This window comes from Vibrio sp. SCSIO 43135 (assembly GCF_023716665.1).
GTDB classification, from domain to species: domain Bacteria; phylum Pseudomonadota; class Gammaproteobacteria; order Enterobacterales; family Vibrionaceae; genus Vibrio; species Vibrio paucivorans.
Window position 1 is genome coordinate 2,058,876 of sequence record NZ_CP071859.1, and the last position, 21,081, is coordinate 2,079,956.

18 protein-coding genes are annotated in these 21,081 nt (G+C 45.6%); 6 read left to right on the forward strand and 12 right to left on the reverse strand.

Annotated features, from left to right (window positions below; genetic code table 11):
* Position 1: 1 nt before the first annotated feature.
* Positions 2-1,543 carry a SpoVR family protein gene (locus J4N42_RS09115; protein ID WP_252027567.1) on the forward strand — a complete coding sequence of 514 codons (1,542 nt, stop codon included), beginning with the start codon at positions 2-4 and terminating at the stop codon, positions 1,541-1,543.
* Positions 1,544-1,640: 97 nt separating this feature from the next.
* On the opposite strand, the gene kdsB is transcribed toward J4N42_RS09115, so the two are convergent.
* Genes kdsB through J4N42_RS09140 form a run of 5 tightly spaced genes read right to left on the reverse strand, consistent with a single transcriptional unit; the run spans position 1,641 to position 7,594 of the window.
* Positions 1,641-2,387, reverse strand: a complete 747-nt coding sequence (kdsB, locus tag J4N42_RS09120) for a 3-deoxy-manno-octulosonate cytidylyltransferase (RefSeq protein WP_252027568.1) — start codon at positions 2,385-2,387, stop codon at positions 1,641-1,643.
* Positions 2,387-2,566, reverse strand: a complete 180-nt coding sequence (locus tag J4N42_RS09125) for a Trm112 family protein (RefSeq protein ID WP_252027569.1) — start codon at positions 2,564-2,566, stop codon at positions 2,387-2,389. Before J4N42_RS09125 ends, kdsB begins: the two co-directional genes overlap by 1 nt.
* Positions 2,547-3,554, reverse strand: a complete 1,008-nt coding sequence (gene lpxK / locus J4N42_RS09130; protein ID WP_252027570.1) for a tetraacyldisaccharide 4'-kinase — start codon at positions 3,552-3,554, stop codon at positions 2,547-2,549. Before lpxK ends, J4N42_RS09125 begins: the two co-directional genes overlap by 20 nt.
* Before the next feature lie 3 nt (positions 3,555-3,557).
* Positions 3,558-5,306 (reverse strand): lipid A ABC transporter ATP-binding protein/permease MsbA, encoded by a 1,749-nt coding sequence (gene msbA, locus J4N42_RS09135; RefSeq protein WP_252027571.1) that lies wholly within the window; start codon positions 5,304-5,306, stop codon positions 3,558-3,560.
* Positions 5,307-5,338: 32 nt separating this feature from the next.
* Positions 5,339-7,594, reverse strand: a complete 2,256-nt coding sequence (locus J4N42_RS09140) for a DNA internalization-related competence protein ComEC/Rec2 (RefSeq protein ID WP_353505324.1) — start codon at positions 7,592-7,594, stop codon at positions 5,339-5,341.
* Positions 7,595-7,602: 8 nt separating this feature from the next.
* Between J4N42_RS09140 and J4N42_RS09145 the strand changes: the two genes are divergently transcribed.
* Positions 7,603-8,112 carry a DUF2062 domain-containing protein gene (locus tag J4N42_RS09145; protein ID WP_252027573.1) on the forward strand — a complete coding sequence of 170 codons (510 nt, stop codon included), beginning with the start codon at positions 7,603-7,605 and terminating at the stop codon, positions 8,110-8,112.
* Positions 8,113-8,273: 161 nt separating this feature from the next.
* Here J4N42_RS09145 and lolE read toward each other — a convergent pair whose 3' ends face one another.
* From lolE to lolC, 3 genes are read right to left on the reverse strand one after another with little or no spacing between them, the layout of a single operon-like run.
* Positions 8,274-9,518 carry a lipoprotein-releasing ABC transporter permease subunit LolE gene (lolE, locus tag J4N42_RS09150; RefSeq protein ID WP_252027574.1) on the reverse strand — a complete coding sequence of 415 codons (1,245 nt, stop codon included), beginning with the start codon at positions 9,516-9,518 and terminating at the stop codon, positions 8,274-8,276.
* Entirely contained in the window at positions 9,519-10,205 is a 687-nt protein-coding gene (lolD, locus tag J4N42_RS09155) for a lipoprotein-releasing ABC transporter ATP-binding protein LolD (protein WP_252027575.1), read from the reverse strand. It lies immediately after the preceding gene.
* Positions 10,198-11,403, reverse strand: a complete 1,206-nt coding sequence (gene lolC, locus J4N42_RS09160; RefSeq protein ID WP_252027576.1) for a lipoprotein-releasing ABC transporter permease subunit LolC — start codon at positions 11,401-11,403, stop codon at positions 10,198-10,200. Before lolC ends, lolD begins: the two co-directional genes overlap by 8 nt.
* Positions 11,404-11,647: 244 nt before the next feature.
* Between lolC and J4N42_RS09165 the strand changes: the two genes are divergently transcribed.
* Genes J4N42_RS09165 through J4N42_RS09180 form a run of 4 tightly spaced genes read left to right on the forward strand, consistent with a single transcriptional unit; the run spans position 11,648 to position 17,099 of the window.
* Positions 11,648-12,214 carry a PilZ domain-containing protein gene (locus J4N42_RS09165; protein ID WP_252027577.1) on the forward strand — a complete coding sequence of 189 codons (567 nt, stop codon included), beginning with the start codon at positions 11,648-11,650 and terminating at the stop codon, positions 12,212-12,214.
* 8 nt (positions 12,215-12,222) lie between these two features.
* Positions 12,223-15,684: a transcription-repair coupling factor gene (gene mfd / locus J4N42_RS09170; protein WP_252027578.1), complete on the forward strand. Its 3,462-nt coding sequence runs from the start codon at positions 12,223-12,225 to the stop codon at positions 15,682-15,684.
* A 45-nt stretch (positions 15,685-15,729) separates the two neighbouring features.
* Positions 15,730-16,506 (forward strand): peptidoglycan binding protein CsiV, encoded by a 777-nt coding sequence (locus tag J4N42_RS09175; RefSeq protein WP_252027579.1) that lies wholly within the window; start codon positions 15,730-15,732, stop codon positions 16,504-16,506.
* A 56-nt stretch (positions 16,507-16,562) separates the two neighbouring features.
* Positions 16,563-17,099 (forward strand): GNAT family N-acetyltransferase, encoded by a 537-nt coding sequence (locus tag J4N42_RS09180; RefSeq protein WP_252027580.1) that lies wholly within the window; start codon positions 16,563-16,565, stop codon positions 17,097-17,099.
* 99 nt (positions 17,100-17,198) lie between these two features.
* Here the strand turns inward: J4N42_RS09180 and J4N42_RS09185 are convergent, their stop codons facing one another.
* The 4 genes from J4N42_RS09185 to lpoB all read right to left on the reverse strand — a co-directional run bounded on the left by J4N42_RS09185 (position 17,199) and on the right by lpoB (position 21,072).
* Entirely contained in the window at positions 17,199-18,488 is a 1,290-nt protein-coding gene (locus tag J4N42_RS09185; protein ID WP_252027581.1) for an NAD(P)/FAD-dependent oxidoreductase, read from the reverse strand.
* A 377-nt stretch (positions 18,489-18,865) separates the two neighbouring features.
* On the reverse strand, positions 18,866-19,405 hold the full coding sequence (ycfP, locus tag J4N42_RS09190; RefSeq protein ID WP_252027582.1) for an alpha/beta hydrolase YcfP: 540 nt from the start codon (positions 19,403-19,405) through the stop codon (positions 18,866-18,868).
* 176 nt (positions 19,406-19,581) lie between these two features.
* Positions 19,582-20,457, reverse strand: coding sequence for a phosphotransferase (locus J4N42_RS09195; RefSeq protein ID WP_252027583.1), 876 nt, complete (start codon positions 20,455-20,457; stop codon positions 19,582-19,584).
* 24 nt (positions 20,458-20,481) lie between these two features.
* Positions 20,482-21,072 (reverse strand): penicillin-binding protein activator LpoB, encoded by a 591-nt coding sequence (lpoB, locus tag J4N42_RS09200; RefSeq protein ID WP_252027584.1) that lies wholly within the window; start codon positions 21,070-21,072, stop codon positions 20,482-20,484.
* Positions 21,073-21,081 lie beyond the last annotated feature (9 nt).

Below are 21,081 nucleotides of genomic sequence, written 5' to 3' on the forward strand. Positions count from 1 at the left end.
TATGACAACAAAAACGAAAAAGCCAACCAACAAAAGTAAGGTGCTGCCGGACGGTCCTGATTGGACGTTCGAATTATTGGAGCGTTACCACAAAGAGATAAAGCGTGTAGCAAACCACTATCGACTCGATACTTATCCAAACCAAATTGAAGTCATTACATCTGAACAAATGATGGATGCATATTCTAGTATTGGTATGCCCATTAATTACAACCATTGGTCATTTGGTAAAAAGTTCATCCAAACCGAGCAAGGTTACAAACATGGTCAGATGGGGCTCGCCTACGAGATTGTTATCAACTCAGACCCTTGTATTGCCTATCTCATGGAAGAAAATACGGTCACCATGCAAGCGCTTGTTATGGCTCACGCATGTTACGGTCATAACTCTTTCTTTAAGGGTAACTACCTGTTCCAAACGTGGACAGATGCCAGCTCTATTATCGATTACTTGCTATTTGCCAAAAACTACATCACTGAATGTGAAGAGAAGTATGGTGTCAGCGAGGTAGAGGAGTTATTAGATTCTTGCCACGCACTGATGAACTTCGGTGTCGATAGATACAAACGCCCGGAAAAAATCTCTATTGCAGAAGAAACCGCACGCCAAGAAGAGCGTGAGGCGTACTTGCAATCTCAAGTGAATGAGCTTTGGCGTACCGTACCTAAGGCTAAAACCAAAGAGGAAGATATTAAGGTTCGTTTTCCTACCGAACCTCAAGAAAACATTTTGTATTTCATCGAGAAACACGCGCCATTGTTAGAGCCTTGGCAACGAGAAATTGTGCGTATTGTGCGTAAAATCAGCCAATATTTTTACCCACAAAAACAAACTCAAGTGATGAACGAAGGTTGGGCTACGTTCTGGCATTACACCATACTCAACCATCTTTATGATGAAGGGTTGGTGTCAGACAAATTCATTCTAGAATTTTTGCACAGTCATACCAGCGTAGTCGCGCAGCCGTCATACAACAGCCCTTATTTTAGTGGTATCAACCCGTATGCTCTGGGCTTTGCAATGTTTCGAGATATTAAACGTATCTGTGAAGAACCTACCGACGAAGATAAAGAATGGTTCCCAGACTTGGCCGGAACGGATTGGCTAGATGCAGTTCACTTCGCAATGCATAATTTCAAAGATGAGAGCTTCATTAGTCAGTACTTGTCACCTAAGCTGATGCGTGATTTTAAGCTTTTCGCTGTGTTGGATGACGATCGTAAAAACTTCATTGAAGTGAGTGCCATCCATGATGACTCTGGTTATCGTGCCATCAGGGAGAAGCTAGCCGCGCAGTACAACCTTAGCAACCTTGAACCTAACATTCAGGTATTCAATGTGGATGTAAGAGGCGATCGTTCATTGACCTTACAATACGTGCCTCATGATCGCATTCCATTAGCGGACAACCATGAAGAAGTCCTCAAGCACATGTACCGGCTTTGGGGATTCGATGTCATTCTTGAGGAAGTGAAAGACACAGGAAGAAGAGAAATACTCTCCACCTGCCCTCAACGTGGAGACTACGACGGTAAAATTTAGTATTTGAAAGATTTAACTTCCCCCTCCCCTAGCCCTAGATAGGGCAATAAAAAAGGAGCGCACTGCGCTCCTTTCTCTATATGCTGGATAGACCAACTTAAGACAAAATGTTTCGTACAACTTCCAAGTCTTCTGGTGTATCCACACCGGCCGCCGGTGCTTCTTTAGCTACAGCAACATGGATTTTTTCGCCATACCAAAGCACACGTAACTGCTCGAGACATTCAATTTTTTCCAGTGCAGTCGGTTGCCAATTGATATAGGTGTTAATGAAACCAGCTCGGTAAGCATAAATACCTATGTGGCGCATCAGCGGTTGATGAATAGCTTTATCTTCCTTCGCAAACGCATCGCGATCCCAAGGAATCGTTGCTCTGCTGAAGTACATTGCGTAACCATCTTTGTCTGTTACAACCTTAACTGCATTTGGATTAAACACTTCGGATTCGTGTTCAATTTCTACGGCTAAGGTCCCCATTGGTGCTTGGCTTGCCGCTAGGTTATCTGCTACCTGACGAATGATTGATGGCGGGATAAGTGGCTCATCCCCCTGTACGTTAACAATGATGTGGTCTTCGGGAATATTCATCACCTTTACCACTTCAGCCAAACGTTCGGTGCCCGATTCATGGTTTGCTGAAGTCATACAGACTTGGCCGCCAAATGCGCTAACAGCTTGAGATACTCGCTCATCGTCAGTCGCAATGATTACATTATCAGCGCCCGCTTGAATAGCTTGCTCATAAACCCATTGAATCATCGGCTTGCCTGCAATATCTGCAAGAGGCTTACCCGGAAGTCGCGTGGACTGATAACGAGCAGGAATGACGACTGTAAAAGACATTAGCGTCCCTCTTCCATAGACATGGTACGTGCTTCAGGTTCAATCAGAACAGGGATGCCCTCTTTGATCGGGTATGCCAAACGGTCTAGTTTGCATATCAGTTCTTGGCTTTCTTTATCAAACGTAAGCTTACCTTTACATACCGGACAAGCGACGATTTCAAGCAGACGGTGATCCATATTGTTCCATTACCTCATTAATTTTGTTCAAAACACGCAGCTCATCTTCCTCTCGGAAGGTGGCAGAAACAGGTAGATACCACCAATTTTCTTCTGCAAACGCTCGGCATTTTACCGCGTCTTTTTCGGTCATTATGACATTAGAACCTTGCTGTGCAAGGTCTCTTAATTCTTGCTGATTAAAGTCTTTATGGTCGGCAAAACCTTGCGTCACTTTAACTTGCGCCCCAAGCGTAGCGAGGGTAGCAAAAAAGCGTGGAGGGTGACCTATCCCGGCGAACGCGACAAGATCAGCAAGTTGACTAACTGGCGCTTTCTCCCCCGTGACCAAATTGATTGCTAGACTTGGAGTGAGCATCATTGGCATTTCACCAGATTTGGCATTGCCACCATTGGTCACAACAAAATCCACTGTCTCTATTCTTGAAACCGGCTCTCTTAGTGGTCCCAACGGTATCATTTCGGCATTACCAAAACGGCGTACACCATCGACGATAGAGAACTCTATATCACGCTGTAACGCGTAGTGTTGCAGGCCATCATCGGTAACAATGACGTCCACACCAAGAGGTAACAGTGCTTGTACCGCTTGGCTGCGCTTGGGATCTACAGCAACAGCAGCCCCAGTACGTTGAAAAATGAGTTTTGGTTCATCGCCACTGTGCTCGGTAGGGGTATCAGCGTTTAGAACGAGTGGATAACTTGGCGCTTTCCCGCCATACCCGCGAGAAACAACGCCTGGCTTGTACCCCTGTTTTTGTAAAGCTTCAACCAACCAGACAACCACAGGCGTTTTACCATTGCCGCCCGCAGTGATATTGCCGACAACGATAACAGGAACAGGTGCTTTGTAACTGACTTTCTTACCCGTTTCGTAGCCTTGTTTTCTCGACGAACTAATCCAGCTAAATAATAGGCTTAGTGGCCACAAAAGTGGCCACAAGACATATTTAAGCGGATGGTTTTCAAACCAGATTTTTTCAATCACGGATTATTCGCCAAATTGGATCTTATGTAACTGAGCATAGGCACCTTCTCGCTCAATAAGAGCAGCATGTGGGCCACGCTCAATGATCTCACCATCGTCGACCACCAAAATTTCATCCGCTTCTTCGATGGTGGACAAACGGTGTGCAATCACTAATACCGTTTTATCTTTTTGTAATTCATCTAATGCCGCTTGAATCGCACGTTCAGACTCTGTATCCAGTGCCGATGTCGCCTCATCCAAAATGAGAACAGGCGCATCACGCAGCAATGCTCGCGCTATTGCGATTCGTTGGCGCTGACCACCGGACAGGCTTGCACCGTTTTCTCCGATGACAGTATCCAAGCCGTCATCCATGCCTTCAATAAATTCCATAGCATGGGCTAGCTTAGCTGCGTTCTCGATTTGTTCTCGACTGTATTCTCCGCCAGAGGCGTAGGCGATATTATTTGCAATCGTATCGTTGAATAAATGGACATTCTGCGATACCAACGCAAAGTGATTACGTAAGTTTTTAAGTTTGAAGTCACGTACATCATGGCCGTCTAGCATAATTGAGCCAGAATCTACATCGTAGAAGCGAGTAAACAAGTTTGCGATGGTACTCTTACCCGACCCCGAACGGCCAACCAGTGCAACTGTCTTACCCTGAGGGATCGAAAAGCTCACATTCGACAGAGCTGGCTTTTCTTTACCTTGATAAGTAAAGGTCACGTCCTTCACTTCAATTTCGCCACGCACTTTTTGAGCCTCGTACTTACCCGAGTCTTTTTCAGTTTCTAGATCCATTAGGGCAAATAGGGTTTGGCTCGCAGCCATACCACGCTGGAATTCCGACGTCACATTCGTTAGCGCTTTCAAAGGGCGCATAAGACCGAACATAGCTGAAAAGACAACCGTAAAGGTACCAGGAGTAAGATCTGCTCGAATAGAGTCTACGCTTGCTAAGAACAACACGGTAACAAGAGCGATTGAGGCAATCATTTGGATCACAGGGTTTGCAATAGCTTGAGCTGCGACCAACTTCATTGTCTGCTGACGCATCTGGTTACTCACGCTATCAAAACGTTCACGCTCAACCTCTTGACCTCCGTACGAAAGCACAACCTTATGCCCTTTAAGCATTTGCTCTGCAGAGGCTGTCACATGTCCCATCGAGGTCTGCATATTTTTGGAAATCTTGCGAAAACGCTTCGACACCACGCTAATTCCCCATGCCACTAATGGAGCAACCACGATTAGCACTAGCGATAGTTCCCAACTGTTCCAGAACATCAGAATCAGCAAACCAATAATACTAGCACCTTCACGGACAATACTGACCAAGGCGCGACTGGTCGCTCCGGCAACTTGTTCAGAGTCATAGGTAATTCGAGACAGCAACCCACCTGTCGATTCTTTATCGAAGAACGCAACCGGCATATGCATAAACTGATTGAAGATCTTGCGGCGCATCTGCATCACCACATTACCCGAGACCCAGCTCAAGCAGTAGGTTGATACAAAGCCACTCAAACCGCGAACGGCCATCATGCCAAAGATGATTAAAGGAAGAATTCGAAGAAAGTTAGACTCTGCATTACCAAAACCTTCATCGAGAAGTGGTTTCAGTAAAGAGACCATATAAGTATCTGCAGCAGCATTAATGATGAGAGCAACAACCGCAACAGATAAACCAGATTTGTACAGTCGAATGAAAGTCCAAAGTCGCTTAAAGGTTTGCCACGTGGTCTCGTCGGTATTTAATGACATAGAAGTGCTTTATTTTTATTACAATATTCCCTCTATTCTACTCCGTTACGTAGCATCTGCCTATACCAAGCACCGCCTTCATTCTGCCTTAAGTGAGAAACTTGCCAGCCCTGATGGCCTACATGCAGTGTGATTTGCCCATGAGTACCTGTATCTAGCCACTCGCTACCGTATCTTTGGTAGCGTTCTACAACGTGACGGTTCGGTAAATCCCATCTTCCGTGTTTGGCTGTCGACGCAATGGCAAGGCTTGGGCTCACTGACGCAACAAAGGCAGAGGTTGAAGACGTCCTGCTGCCATGATGAGGGACAATGACCACTTCACTGTCGAGAATACTTGGGTTCCGTACCAGTAACCATTCAACAACAGCATCCATGTCTCCCGTTAATAGCAAACTAAATTGCGACTCAACATCCACCAGCTTAATCACACAAGAGTGAGGATTATAAGCTCGTGAAACTGTATCCGGCGGCCAAAGCACATGAAAATCAACACCTTGCCAATTCCAACTTTCGCCTTTCACACAAGAATTAGCACCGGCAAGAGATTGACTACTCCATACCTTGGTGGGGGAAAGTAATTGTTTCACATCCTCAGCGCCACCCGCATGGTCGTTGTCCATATGGCTATAAACCACACCATCTAACCTTTCAACTCCACGAGCATGAAGTAGTGGTGCCACCGTAGAACGAACCATAGAGCCCCCTTCCCAACCGATTCCTGTGTCGTAGAGAGTTGCTTGGCCATTTCTTTGCACTAATACCGCTAAACCATGACCAACATCTAGTACATCGATCCTTAGACGCCCGTCGCTTGTTTGCTTTATAACAACGGAGACGAAGATACTTCCCATGACGGCTGCAGTTAGTATTTGAGCCTTTCTTCTGAGCACTGTTCCAACACTAAGCACTAACGTCAGACACGTGATACCTAACCACTGCAGATCGGATAAAACGATCCAGCTATTAATAGAGTGTTCGCTAGCCCACGAAACCAAATCCAAACTAGCCGCAACCAACTCCCAGAGAGGCTGACACCATGATGCACCGATAAGTGTTGCCGCTAGAGACACGAAAAGCACTGGCACAACAACAAAACTAAACCAAGGAATGAAAAACAAATTGTATGCTACTGAACTCAATGACAAGCCAGAAAACAAATAACTACTCAAGGGCGTCAGCAATAGAGTGATCGCTATTTGAATCGTAATTGTTTTTCTAACCAGCCCCCACGTAACCGGAGTATGAGCAGTGACCCAATAAAGCACAGATACAGCGGTTAAAGACAACCAAAAGCTTGAGCTCAAAACGGAAAATGGTGAAACAAAGGTCAACACTACCGCCGTTAGCAGAATCTTCATTAATAAGGTCGAGCGTAGATTCATCGCTAGCAACCCAACCACAATGACACACATTACCAATGCCCTAGTCGTTGGCACGCTGAACCCTGCCAACCACGAATAACAAACTGCAAATAGAAAGCCTGTCACTAGCGATGCCCACACTAGGTTATAGTGGAACACCGTCAATACGCGGCCAACAAAAAAGCCGATTGCGAATGCTAAGCCAATATGGAGCCCTGAAATAGCAATCAAATGAGACAACCCACTTGTTCGATACCTTTCCCGCTGCTCTAACGTCAAGCGGCTACGGTCTCCAAAACTCAGCGCCAGTATTGGACCAAGCTGCTCATTCTCTTCCAACAATGCCGCTACTTTGCTATGTAGCGCACTTCTTAACGAGCTAGCGGAACGTATACGTAAAGGCTCGTGATGGTCAATCACACCCCTAGCGAGCCAACCTTGACTAATATAGTATTGCTCCTTATCAAAGCCAGCTTCATTCATCTGCCCGTAGATACGTTTTAAATATACGCTAGCGGTAATTTCATCACCCAAGTGGATAGGTAGATTCGAATGCAAGCGTATCCGCGGGCGGACTAAGGCGGGCAAAGTTTGACCATTGATTGATCTAACTACAACTGTGGCTTCATAACCTCGACTTATTTGCTTAAAAAAGCTGTCAACCTTAGCATTTATGGTAATATTCTGGCCGGCATGAAAGAGTGTGTTTGTCTGAAGTGATATCAAGTTACCATTGATTACTATGACAAATAAGGCAAGGGAGCTTCCTAGAACGACTCGTAGCCTCCTATACTTCATTGAAAGTAAGGAAAACCCTATTACCGGTAATAACCAAGCCAACGATGGCATAACTGGCCAGTGCGATGCCGTTATTATCGTGATAAAAAATGAAGCTAGTAACCAGTAGTTAGAAAAGAGAGTCATAGTCCCCGATGCCAAGAAAATTCATCAAACGTTTTATGCCCAATCACGACGTGATTAAACGTCAGAAGGCATTAAAGGTTTTTGGCAATGTGCTTTACAATCCAAACTTGTGGTGTTTAAACCGCCGTTCCGCCGCAGGCGCGTTTGCTGTTGGCTTATTTATGGCGTTCGTCCCACTCCCTAGCCAGATGATTATGTCTGCTGGCTTAGCGATCGTTTGTGGAGTGAATCTTCCATTAGCAGTGGCGCTTGTCTGGATCAGTAACCCTATTACCATGCCAGTCATGTTCTATTTCGCCTATAAGGTTGGTGCTTTTGCTATGAATGTTCCGGCCCAAGGTTTCCATTTTGAGCTATCGTGGGAATTCTTGCTTCACCAGATGCATACCATCGGGCCTCCATTCTTACTTGGCTGCCTAATTTGCGGGGTGATTTCTGCGATATTGGGCTACTTTGGAATCAAAGGTTTATGGCGCTACTCCGTTGTTCGTAGCTGGCAAAAACGCCAACTACGTTAAGATATTTATCCTCGAAGTGACAGTTGAGCTTCGTAGATTAAAACCCAGTTAACCTCGTACATGAAATGAGATGTTAGCCAAAACTAAAAAAAGGACCTATCGGTCCTTTTTTGTTATTTGAAGAACAGGTTAGAAAGATGATTCAACTAACCTTATCTCCTTTACTTGGAGCTGAGCACCGAGGCAGGATTGAGTTTGGTTGCCCGAGATGAAGGGTACCAAGTCGCCAATAGGCTAAGTACTATCGCAGTGCCCGATACTAAAAGAATGTCTGACAAGTTAACCTGCGAAGGTAGGAAGTCAACGAAATAGATATCACCAGATAAAAACTGGTGACCAATCAACGCCTCCAACGATTTAATTAGAGCGGTAAGGTTCATCGCAACCAAGGTACCCAAGACACTGCCGACAACACTCCCCAGAACACCGGAAAAGACACCCTGCCATACAAATATCTGCTTAATAAGACTGTCAGTCGCTCCCATTGTTCGAAGTATCGCTATTTCTCCAGCACGATCTTTAACTGCCATCATCAATGTGGAAACAATGTTAAAACTCGCGACTCCAATTACCAAAACCATAACCAAATACATGATGGTTCTTACTAGCTGAATGTCTCGATGTAAGAAGCCATATTTTTGCTGCCAGCTTCTCAGGTAAACATAGACATCCAATGTATTCCCTACTTCTCGAACTATTTGCGTTGCTTCAAGGACTGGTTCAACCTTGATGGAAACGCCAGTGACAGAATCTTGCATAGAAGCATAACGTTGAGCATCGGCTAGTGGGATAAGTGCTAAGCTATGATCGATTTGGCCATTAAGCGCAAGTAAACCTGCCACCTTAACGCGGACACGCTTGGGAGTTTGTACTTTCGTTGTCCCATCTGCCATGGGGATCATCAATGTGACGTAATCACCCACAGCAACACCTAACGTATTTGCTACGCCCTGGCCGAGAATGACACTCTGCTGTCCGGCAGTGAAACTCGACCACGCTTCTTGATCAATAAAGTCTGCCAAGCTCGAGACTCTGCTCTCTAGTTCTGGTTGAATCCCCCGCACCTCGATGGCTTTAAGCTGTGCTCCTCGCTCAACTAACGCCGTAAGCTTAACGTATGGGGCAGCAGCCACAACTTGCTTATGCTGCTCCGCTTTATCGACCACAGTTTGCCAATCTTTTAATGGTGAACGTACCCCTTCTAGTTCTGCGTGAGGGATCACCGAAAGCACTCGGTTTTGCAGTTCTCGCTCGAAACCATTCATCGCAGAAAGGCCAATAATGATAACGGCCACACCTACGGCAATACCAATCGTTGACGATAGCGAGATGAAGGACACCATCTTATTACGCTGTTTCGCTTGGCTAAATCGGCGACCGATAAATAACGATAAAGAAGAAAACACTTAGGCAACCCCTTCATTCATTAGTAAGCCATCTTGCATTTTCATCTGACGATCCATTTTGGCGGCTAACTCTCCATCGTGAGTTACTACAAGAAATGCGGTACCAGACTCTTGATTCAACTGACGCATCAAGTCATAGATGGCCAAGGCAGTGTTGTGGTCTAGGTTACCCGTCGGCTCATCGGCCAGAACCAAATCTGGCTTATTAACTAACGCTCTCGCAATCGCCACACGCTGTCGTTCACCACCAGAGAGCTCTGACGGGCGGTGGTCGACTCGATGGCTAAGTCCAACCTTTTCTAGCAATTCCCTTGCTGCTTGCTTCGCTGTCGCTGTTTTCGCACCACCAATCATCAGTGGCATCGCCACATTCTCGAGCGCTGTAAAGTCAGCCAATAGGTGATGGAACTGATAAACAAACCCTAAGTGCTGATTACGAATTTTGGCTTGTTTATTCGAGCTTAACTTGGTGAGTTGTTGTTCCAAGAAAGTCACCTCACCTTCTGTGGCATCATCCAATGCGCCAAGAATATGGAGCAACGTACTTTTACCGGAGCCTGAGGTGCCGATTATAGACACCAACTCACCACGCTGAATATCAAAGCTAACGCCTTTCAATACTTGAGTGTCCAACGCTCCTTCATGGTAGGTTTTACATACATTACGACATTGAAGAAGATTACTCATATCTTAAGGCCTCGGCTGGTTTAACTGAAGATGCTCGGTAAGAAGGAAATAGCGTCGCTAATAAACTCAGGGCAATAGCCAATACGACGACAACAAAAATTTGAACTGGGTTAATCAGTATCGGTAGTTGACCGCCTACTGAAAATAGCGCGACCCCCATACTTTCAAGCAGCGTATTAAGGTTAGTGGCCAGCAAGATACCAAGTCCACCACCAACCACGGCACCTATAATGCCACTACTCGCACCCTGCACCATGAAAATAGAAAGTATTTGATTGTTAGTCATACCTTGCGTTTTTAATATCGCCACTTCTGATTGCTTCTCCATCACCACCATTATCAAGGCTGAAATGATATTGAATGCTGCGACACCAACAATCAGCCCCAGCATCAACCCCATCATGTTTTTTTCCATTCTGACGGCTTGGAACAACTCACCGCGTTGGTCACGCCAGTCACTCCATTCCCAGCCCGTAGGTAAAGGCTGTTGCGACAGTTCACCAACCACAAATGGGTCATCAAAAAATAGACGCCAGCCAGAAATAGACTCTTTGGAATAACGCAGCAAACGTCCCGCATCACCAATATGAGTGATCATGAGTTGCCCATCGACATCAGAACCCGTATTGAAAATACCCGCTACGGTAAAGTTGCGCTGGCTTGGAATACGCCCAAGAGGAGTATATTGGCTAGCACTGGTCACCATTAAACGAACCTTATCTCCCATCGAAACATTCAGTGAACGCGCCAAAGTATGACCAAGAAATACGCGATAACGGCTAGGTTGGAGGTCAGGCAGGTAACCCGCAATAAGGTGTTGCCCAATTGGATCATCGTCGCCAGGTTCGATCCCAACCAGATAACCAGCTGCAAGTTGAGAAGCACTTTGGATGACCGCTTCACTGCGCACAATCGGCTCTGCAGGTTTATTTGACAGAGCTTGAATAAAATCAGGGGCAACTTCGGTATAAGCCGTTTTGCCACTTTCGTCCGAGATCACCGCTTGAGGTAATACGCCTAAAATTTTGCTCTTAAGCTGTGCTTCAAAACCGTTCATTACCGACAACACCGTGATGAGAGACATCACCCCAATCGTAATACCGGCGGTAGACATATAAGACACAAATCGACTGAACCTATCGCCCGAGCGTCCTCGTAAGTAACGCAATCCGATAAAGGCCGAAATTGGATGAAACATATTAAAAACCAAGAAAAAGTTATGGCTCATACTCTAACGATTAACATCGGAAGGTTGTAGCCCTATTTTGCTAATTATAAGGTTCAATACGCTATAACTAGCCCAAATACTGTATTTATTTACACCATTAGTCCTCCGATACCTTGATAAGTTCGCAAGTATGGCGATAATCACAAGATCACTTGTTATTTTTGTCTTGCGAAAGAGGCAGATATAACAACTACTTTTTACAAGGAAGATGTCTATGTCAGATCAAGAGTTTTTTACCGTTCATCATCAAATGAACGCCAATGTAGAACCATTGGGTGATGGATTCAGCCTTCCTTCTAAAGAACAATTCGAAGCTGAAATTCCTGCGCCTTTTATTGTCGCTAGCGAGTTCAGCCAACTCGACCTAATCAACGACCAAGCTAGAGCTGAATTGAAAAACAGCGACTTTAAGCATGTGATTCAACTGCTAGACACTCAGAACTCAAAGCTTAACTTGCTGCTTTCGTTTATGCTTTCTCAGCAAGACTATGAGCGCTTTCGCTGTAAAACCAAGTCGTTCGGAGCCAGTCAATTCACTTTTGCTTCAGAGCAAGCCGTGTCAAAAGGCACAAACGTTCGCGCCAAATTGTTTTTGGAGTACCCGCCTGCGGCCATCTATTGCTACGGAGAAGTCACAGACTGCCAACAAGAAGACAGTGGCCACCTCGTGCACGTGAAATACACGTTACTCAGAGACAGCGACCAAGACCTGCTGATTAAGGCTGCACTTCACCAACAACAAAAACTACTGCGTCAACGTTCGCTCAATAGAGACAGCTAAACAAGATTATGACAACACCCACTCTATTATCTCTGGCGCTACCAACTGGCGCCGGAGACAAAAAACATGTCGGTAACCTGAAAGGGGCCAGCTTGGCACTTGCCGTTGCAGAACTGGCAAAGCAACACAATAGCCATACCCTACTAGCGGTACCTGATCCACAAACCGCTCTAAAACTACTGCAAGAGATCGAGCAATTTACCAACGAAGAAGTCGCGCTGTTCCCTGACTGGGAGACGCTGCCTTATGATAACTTCTCGCCACATCAGGAAATCATTTCTGACCGTATTGCTCGACTTTATCAATTGCCTACGCAGACAAGTGGCATCACGATTATTCCTGTCGGTACACTTTTACAGCGTCAATCACCTCGCGACTATTTAATGCAACACACTTTGATGGTCAAAACAGGTGATTTATTCTCATTGGAAAAACTTCGTATCCAGTTAGAGAACTCCGGCTACCGTCACGTTGACCAAGTATTTGGCCCAGGCGAGTATGCGAGCCGTGGATCGATACTCGATCTGTTCCCTATGGGCAGTAACGACCCGTATCGCATTGATTTTTTCGACGACGAAATCGATACGATTCGTACCTTTGACCCAGAGAACCAGCGTTCGATCGAGGACATTCAAGAGATCCGCCTGCTCCCGGCGCATGAGTTCCCAACCACCGAATCGGCAATTGAAGATTTTCGTATTCGCTGGCGTCAACGCTTTGATGCGCGTAGAGAGCCCGAATCGGTTTACATGCAAGTCTCAAAAGGAACTTGGCCAGCAGGTATTGAATACTGGCAACCACTGTTTTTTGAAAAAACTGAGACACTGTTTGACTACATTGCACCTGATAGTCAACTGATCACAATTGGCGATCTGGAAACCGCCATTGACACCTTCCTAAATGACGCTGAGTATCGCTACGATCAGCGCAAAGTCGATCCCCTAAGACCTCTTCTTCCACCTAACGAATTATGGATGAAGAAAGACGAACTATTTAGCCAGTTCAAAGCGCTACCTCAAGCTGTTTTAGCCGTTGATTCAATCAATGAGAAGCAAGGCCGAGTCAACGCACAGGTCGAATCTCTACCTGAGCTTTCAGTACAGAATCAAAACAAAGAACCGCTCGCGCTGCTGCGTAAGTTCAGCGAAGCGCATAACGGAAAAATCGTCTTCTCGGTCGAGTCAGAAGGCCGCCGTGAAGCTTTATTAGAATTGCTGCAAGGCATCAAACTGCGTCCAAATGAAGTCACTGACCTTTGCGCCGCTATCTCAGGCAACGACAAGTTTACTCTCGTACTAGGCGCATCAGAACACGGCTTTATTCACCAAGGCGAAAACCTCGCCTTTATTTGTGAAAGTGACTTACTTGGTGATCGCGTCATTCAGCGCAGACGAAAAGACCGCAAAGTCACCAATAGCGATGCGGTAATTCGCAACCTAGCTGAATTAACCACCGGACAACCTGTGGTTCATATCGACCACGGTATTGGCCGTTATATTGGGTTACAAACACTCGAAGCAGGTGGGATGACAACCGAATTCGTTACCCTCGAGTATCAAAACGACGCGAAACTCTATGTACCCGTAGCCTCACTTAACTTGATAAGTCGCTATTCCGGTGGCGCAGAAGAATCGGCACCACTTCATAAACTCGGCGGCGAGGCTTGGGCGAAGGCTCGTCGTAAAGCGGCAGAGAAAGTAAGAGATGTGGCGGCAGAGCTACTAGATGTCTACGCCAAACGAGAGTTAAAACCAGGCTATAAATTCGCCCTCGACAGAGGGCAGTACGCTACTTTCAAATCCGGTTTCCCATTTGAAGAAACCGACGATCAAAACATGGCGATTAACGCCGTACTTTCAGACATGTGCCAAGCAAAAGCAATGGATCGACTTGTCTGTGGCGACGTGGGTTTTGGCAAAACAGAAGTCGCAATGCGTGCTGCATTTGTGAGTACAGATAATGGTAAACAGGTAGCGGTGTTAGTTCCGACAACCCTGCTTGCCCAACAGCACTTTGAAAACTTCCGCGATCGTTTTGCCAACCTTCCCATCAGAGTGGAAGTGCTATCTCGTTTTAAATCAGCCAAAGAGCAAAAACAGATCATACAAGACGTAGAAGACGGCAAAGTCGATATCTTGGTAGGTACACACAAACTACTTTCAAATGATTTGAAGTTCAAAGATCTTGGTTTACTGATTGTCGATGAAGAGCACCGATTTGGCGTCCGTCAGAAAGAAAAAGTCAAGGCTATGCGTGCGGACGTCGACATCCTCACCCTCACCGCAACCCCAATTCCAAGAACACTGAATATGGCAATGAGTGGCATGCGAGACTTATCGATCATCGCTACTCCACCCGCTCGTCGATTAGCCATCAAGACCTTTGTTCGCCAAAGCGAAGACAGCGTTATTCGAGAAGCGGTTCTGCGTGAGATCATGCGCGGTGGTCAGGTGTACTTCTTGCACAACCAAGTTGAAACCATCGATAAGGTCGCTGCCGATCTAGAAAAGCTCATTCCAGAAGCTCGTATTACCACTGCGCACGGACAGATGCGGGAGCGTGAATTGGAAAAAGTCATGAACGACTTCTACCACCAGCGCTTTAACCTGTTAGTTTGTACCACAATTATTGAAACAGGCATCGACGTTCCGACAGCGAACACCATCATCATGGATAGAGCGGACAACTTAGGGCTTGCTCAGCTTCATCAATTGAGAGGACGTGTAGGCCGTTCACACCACCAAGCGTACGCATATCTTCTGACGCCACACCCTAAAGCAATGACGAAAGATGCCATTAAGCGTTTAGATGCGATTGCTTCTTTAGAGGACTTAGGTGCGGGCTTTACCCTAGCGACCCACGACTTAGAAATTCGTGGTGCTGGTGAGCTGCTGGGTGATGAGCAAAGCGGCCAAATTCAGTCGGTCGGCTTTACCTTATATATGGAAATGCTAGAGCAAGCAGTCGAAGCGCTAAAAGAAGGCAAAGAACCCTCTTTGGATGAGCTACTCAGAGAGCAAACCGAAGTCGAAATGCGACTCCCTGCCCTACTACCGGACGATTACATCCCAGACGTTAATACTCGATTGTCGATGTACAAGCAAATCGCTAGTGTGACCAGCCAAGAAGAGCTGGCTGAGCTAAAAGTGGAACTGATTGATCGTTTCGGTTCATTACCAGACGCCACCAAAAACTTACTCTCAATAGCGACTCTGAAAATCGATGCCGCTGCACTGAAGGTGAAGAAAATTGAGGCACATGACAAAGGGGGTTACATCGAGTTCTATCCTGATGCTGACATTAACCCGATGTTTTTGGTTAAACTATTACAATCACAGCCACAAAAATTCTCTATGGAAGGCCCAACGAAGTTCAAGTTTACTGTACCATTAGTAGACAGACGCAAGAGAATCCAATTTGTAGCGGATATGCTGTCAGAATTTCAACAAAACTTGCTTCCAAAAGCGTAGAATATATTCATTATTAATGGGTTAGCCCCAATTGACGGAGTCAGAATGAAAAAGTTGATCCCACTACTGCTCTTATTAGTCTCCATGCCGAGCTTGGCACAAAGACAATTTGATATAGAAGTGATCATTTTTGAGCGTGCAGTTGATGCAGAAAAGACCAGCGAGTCATGGCCAAATACGCTGCCTGAAATCGACTTGGAACGTGTTGGAAGCTTCGCTGATGCCAGTTATCGCCAAGAGAAAGGCGTAAAAATGCTTGATTACTCAAAGTATGAACTCACTGAGCAAGCGCAATCTCTGCGTGATCATGCTGGCTTCAAAGTATTGCTGCATAAAGCTTGGCGCCAAGGTGATGAAGGAAAAAGAGCAGCACCTGTTTTCCATATCCAAGCAGGTAAAGATTACTCAGCGAAATTCAACGCAGATGGTTCTGAAAAAGTCTCCGACGTTGATGCTTCTCCAGTAGAAGGAGTGGTCGAAGAGAGTATTCCTCAGCCCTTGTATGAGTTGGATGGTAAGCTGCAGATTTACGTTCAGCATTACCTATACGCTGAAACCCAACTGGATATCAAAAAGCCAAGCGTACGCGAAGTTAAGCTCGAGGAAAAACCTCTAGAAGTATCCGGTGACCTCGTAGAAGAAGAGGCAACCGTTGTAGCCGGCAATATGGAAGATGTTACGCCGACTGTAAAAGTGGAAGAGTTCTTAAAAAGTTACCGTATGGAGCAAAAGCGTCGTATGCGAAGCACTGAAACTCACTACTTAGATCACCCGCTACTTGGAATGATAATTCAAGTTCGCCGTGTCGAAGAGCAACAATAAGTTTCTACGCCCTCTTACGAGGGCGTTTTTAGTTCCGCTTGCCAAAACCAATCGCTATGAGCCCTGATTACACGATTATCTCACCACGACTGACGTTAAAACTAATCAGCCCAGATGAAGCTGCTAACTTCAGCGCCATCATTCGCCATTCTGCTACTCTTCATCAGTGGATTGATTGGTGCTCCTCCGAGTTCACAGCAAAAGATGCAGAGCGCTTCTTGCTCGCTAACAAACTCAACTGGGTTAAAGGCCAAGCCTATGGTTTTGGTTTGTATCGACGCGATGAGGATACGTTAGTGGGTATGGTGGCGATTAATGAGTTGTACCACACATTCAATATGGCGAGTGTGGGCTATTGGATTGCCGATGAGTATCAGCACAACGGGTATGCTAAAGAAGGCGTCAACGCACTGGCGAGCTTTTGCTTCGAACAACTAAAACTCACTCGAGTTGAGATTGTCTGTGACCCGGATAACCTACCTAGCCATCGACTCGCATTAAGTTGTGGTGCAAAACAAGAAGCGCTAGCCCAAAATCGATTTATCTATGATGGAAAGCCCAAAGCAGGATTAGTGTTTTCGATTCTCCCCTAGGATTAAGGCCGCCTCAAAAAGCGACCAACACAGCATGTTTGATTGAGAGCTGCTCCTTTAAAATCAATGGGCTCCGATTGGAGCCCATTGTGATCTATCTTAGTGCAGTTTCAAGTTCGGTCTCAAGACTCGGTTGATCCTGCCCATCAGGATAATCAGCGCTGTCTTAAACATGCCGTGAAGCGCCATCTGGTGTAATCGATAGAGCGAGATATACACCACACGTGCAATTCTACCTTCGACCATCATCGAACCTTTGGTCAAGTTACCCATCAGGCTACCGACGGTAGAGAAACGGCTTAATGACACTAAAGAACCTTTGTCTTTGTATACATACGCCTTCAGGTCGCGACCGTTAAGCTTAGCGACGATATTCGAAAATGCACAACTTGCCATTTGGTGTGCAGCTTGAGCTCGTGGAGGTACAAATGAACCGTCTTCTTGAGTACATTGCGCCAAGTCACCGATGACGAAGATATCATCGTCACGGGTTGTTTGTAGCGTATCTTTCACAACAAGCTGGTTGATCCGGTTCGTTTCAAGACCTGCGATGTCTTTAATAAAATCAGGTGCTTTGATACCGGCCGCCCAAACCATGATTTGAGCAGGAATTTTCTCGCCATCTTTAGTAACCAGACCGTGCTCGTCCGCTTCTGTCACCATTGTCGCAGTACGAACGTTAACGCCTAGCTTGGTTAATTCTTGATGAGCAGCGCCCGAAATACGTGGAGGAAGAGCAGGAAGAATACGTTCACCCGCTTCTACAAGGTTCACGTTCAGCTTACTTGAATCTAGATCACCAAAGCCATACGTACGTAGCTCTTTAACCGCATTGTGAAGTTCGGCAGAGAGCTCTACGCCGGTTGCACCAGCACCTACAATAGCTATATCTACACTGCCTTGTCCGTTCTTAGCGTGTAGCTTTAGGAACTCATTGTTCATTTCAGTGCGGAAACGGTGAGCCTGTTCAGGGCTATCTAGGAAAATACAGTGGTCACGAACACCTGGGGTATTAAAATCATTTGATGTTGAACCGATAGCCATAACGAGAATGTCGTACTCAAGCTCGCGCGTCGGCATTAACAGTTCGCCATGTTCGTCTTTTAATTCGTGAAGTTTGATCGTTTTACGTTCACGATCGATGTCTTCTAAACCACCCATTTGGAAATCAAAGTGATGATTCTTAGCGTGAGCTCGATAACTCAATGCATCAACACCTTCGTCCAGTGATCCCGTCGCTACTTCATGCAGCAAAGGCTTCCATAGATGGCTAGCTTTACGGTCAACCAGTGTGATTTTAGCTCGCTTCTTGCGGCCTAGGGTTCGGCCCAGCTTCGTGGCTAGCTCTAGCCCACCAGCACCACCGCCTACGACAATAATTCGCGTCACGATAACATCCTCTAAAAGTTTGAATAATTATGATTCGAGCCGCCGTAGCGTCCCGATAGAATTCGCTTGTTTACTCGGGTAGAGAGATCACCGCAATGCGGTTTATGAAGGCAATCCTAGCTTTTGGGAAAACAGCTATTGAAAACCTCAGTTACTGGACACAAATACGGGATGAACCGCAATAAATGGGCAAGTTTAGTACTCGCTCTCAATTTTTTTTGATATTTGTCAATTTTTTTATAGCCCACTCATTATATAGGGGTTAAGCCGCTTCGCAACTCCTGAATACAGCCAATTCGTTAGTATTTTTGTCGATATGCCTAATAAAAAAGCGACATACTTTCGTATGTCGCTTTTTTGTTCTGAATTACTCGCCTTTAAGCTTGTTTAAAGGCTTTCATTGCCTGTAAATGCTGAGAAATCTTTTTAAACTTGTGTGCTTGCGTTTCGTCCCAAACGATATCGTAGTAGTCTTCCAATTCAGACGCCGACTTACCGTTATCATGAATTTCATCTTCTTTCGACAAAATCACTAAGCATCGGCCTTTATTTTTCGTCCTGAATTCCGACACGCATTTTGTCGCGATGTCTTCATACTCTTCAGGCCTATCGATTCGACCTTCCATTGTTCGCTCTGGGTGCAAATTAGGATTAAAGATGACTTGCTTTATCCCGCATAAAAATCCAATGCGCTCTGACCAATAACCACCAAGGCCTACACCACAAATGATAGGCTGTTTATCATCCGACTGTTCAATCAGCTTATGCACTTCTTTCAATAAATGCTGCATATCGTGCTTAGGGTGTAAGGTACTGTAGTTCACGAAACGCACATCGTCATCAATAAACTGTAACTGTAAAATCTTCTCGTGGTTGCCAGGGCTTGTTGAGTCAAAACCATGCAAATAAATAATCATAATAACTTTCCCCGCTTTTTGGATAATCTACCACGAACTTTATGGTTTTAAAGGAATCATTACACAATAAGCCTAGCGACAGCGCCAAACAGTGATCCGATTATCACTGTTGATTGCTGCCGACAGATGAATTGATGAAATATTCAGCGTAAGTGCGAGGTATTTGTCCAGTGCGACTATTCTTGAGGCGGAGCATCATCGACGGTGAGTTGCGATTTAAGCAGTTCTGCCTGCTCTAAATACTCTGCTTCACCCCACAATTGATAAGCCAGTAGGTACCATAACATTGCCATCATCATCGTCCGAGGCTGCCATGCAAGCACCCCTTCTGCCCAATCATCGACTCCCTCTACTTCACCGAGTTGGCAATAACGGTACACGGCTTCTAATGGCTTTTCTTCAAACACCATAATACTCAGTGTCAGATCAAGCCGCGGGTCAGCGATGGATGCATACTCCCAATCAATCACGCGGTTGCCCATTTCCGTCTTTACCATGTTGTAGCCAGCTAAATCAAAATGACATAAAACCTTTCCAACATCAGCCAAATTCGGTGCACTTCGCCAGCGCTGGTAAAGGGATTGATAGCTTTCTGTTTTAAGCTCTTTTTTGATTTGCAGCCAATAGTGGTCAACTCGGGCTGTATAACTGAAAGGAGCAACGGGTACGCGAGATGTATCTAGTTGATGCACTTTGAGCAGCATTTTTAGCAGGTCGTCGAATGCCAGGGAATCGGTCAAAGATTCCCCTTCTATCCACTCTACCAGCAAGCCATGTTCATTTACTGTTATCGGTTTAGGCCCCACAGAAGAGGACTCTATAGCAGAAAGGATTTGATACTCTTGGAAGCGAGAAATTGAAAAGGCTTTTGTGATAGGAGTATTAGGACGCCAAACATAGCTATCACCGTTGGGTAATACAACTTTCCAACAGCGATTAGTTAATCCCCCAGTTAGGGTTTGCGCATAACTTGGGGGAACTTTGAAGAAGTGATCTAAAGACAATAACGATGAATCTAACTGACACGCTTCATGCCACGACATCCTTGCCATACATCACCTCTCCAACTTAGTTCATTACAGACCTAATAGGCTCTTAGACTCTTGCTTACGAATCTCTGTCTCATCAGCCCACTCGATTAGGCCAGTTTCGAGATCCATCAAGCGCATCGTCATTTTGTAGTACACATCTTTATCACTACCTGCATTCTTCACGATGCTAGATAGGTTGCCGTAGAGCATGTACTGTGCGCCAACCATCTTACCAAACTGAATCGCCGTGCTTTGATTCACTAGCTCATCGTTGTTTTGGAAGTTCAACTGCTCACGCACTGACTCTACACGATCCATATCAACGAAACGGAACTTGCCAGAGTTAAGCATTTTAGTGCTCACTGTATCAGTGATCGACTCTGTATCGATGTGTTCGCTGGTTTTGTTTTTGATACGCTCAACAAATACGATTGGGCGAGAGTCTTTCGTGATTGCTGCCACTGAACCCGACATCATCATGCTATCAACCATTTCACCTGCAATCTTTTGAAGGTCTGTTGAACCGAAATCAATCGTTGTAGTTTCTACAGCTTGAGCGTCGCCATAGCTCACCTTGTTTGAACAACCGCCTAAAATGACCGCAAGACCTAATAGTGCAATTACACTCTTTTTCATACCTGTTCC

Bases quoted from the DNA above. Each gene is read 5' to 3' on its own strand.
- J4N42_RS09115 (WP_252027567.1), top strand. From the start codon at position 2: ATGACAACAAAAACGAAAAAGCCAACCAACAAAAGTAAGGTGCTGCCG.
- kdsB (WP_252027568.1), bottom strand. From the start codon at position 2,387: ATGTCTTTTACAGTCGTCATTCCTGCTCGTTATCAGTCCACGCGACTT.
- J4N42_RS09125 (WP_252027569.1), bottom strand. From the start codon at position 2,566: ATGGATCACCGTCTGCTTGAAATCGTCGCTTGTCCGGTATGTAAAGGT.
- msbA (WP_252027571.1), bottom strand. From the start codon at position 5,306: ATGTCATTAAATACCGACGAGACCACGTGGCAAACCTTTAAGCGACTT.
- J4N42_RS09140 (WP_353505324.1), bottom strand. From the start codon at position 7,594: ATGACTCTCTTTTCTAACTACTGGTTACTAGCTTCATTTTTTATCACG.
- J4N42_RS09145 (WP_252027573.1), top strand. From the start codon at position 7,603: ATGCCAAGAAAATTCATCAAACGTTTTATGCCCAATCACGACGTGATT.
- lolD (WP_252027575.1), bottom strand. From the start codon at position 10,205: ATGAGTAATCTTCTTCAATGTCGTAATGTATGTAAAACCTACCATGAA.
- lolC (WP_252027576.1), bottom strand. From the start codon at position 11,403: ATGTTTCATCCAATTTCGGCCTTTATCGGATTGCGTTACTTACGAGGA.
- J4N42_RS09165 (WP_252027577.1), top strand. From the start codon at position 11,648: ATGTCAGATCAAGAGTTTTTTACCGTTCATCATCAAATGAACGCCAAT.
- mfd (WP_252027578.1), top strand. From the start codon at position 12,223: ATGACAACACCCACTCTATTATCTCTGGCGCTACCAACTGGCGCCGGA.
- J4N42_RS09175 (WP_252027579.1), top strand. From the start codon at position 15,730: ATGAAAAAGTTGATCCCACTACTGCTCTTATTAGTCTCCATGCCGAGC.
- J4N42_RS09180 (WP_252027580.1), top strand. From the start codon at position 16,563: ATGAGCCCTGATTACACGATTATCTCACCACGACTGACGTTAAAACTA.
- ycfP (WP_252027582.1), bottom strand. From the start codon at position 19,405: ATGATTATTTATTTGCATGGTTTTGACTCAACAAGCCCTGGCAACCAC.
- J4N42_RS09195 (WP_252027583.1), bottom strand. From the start codon at position 20,457: ATGGCAAGGATGTCGTGGCATGAAGCGTGTCAGTTAGATTCATCGTTA.
- lpoB (WP_252027584.1), bottom strand. From the start codon at position 21,072: ATGAAAAAGAGTGTAATTGCACTATTAGGTCTTGCGGTCATTTTAGGC.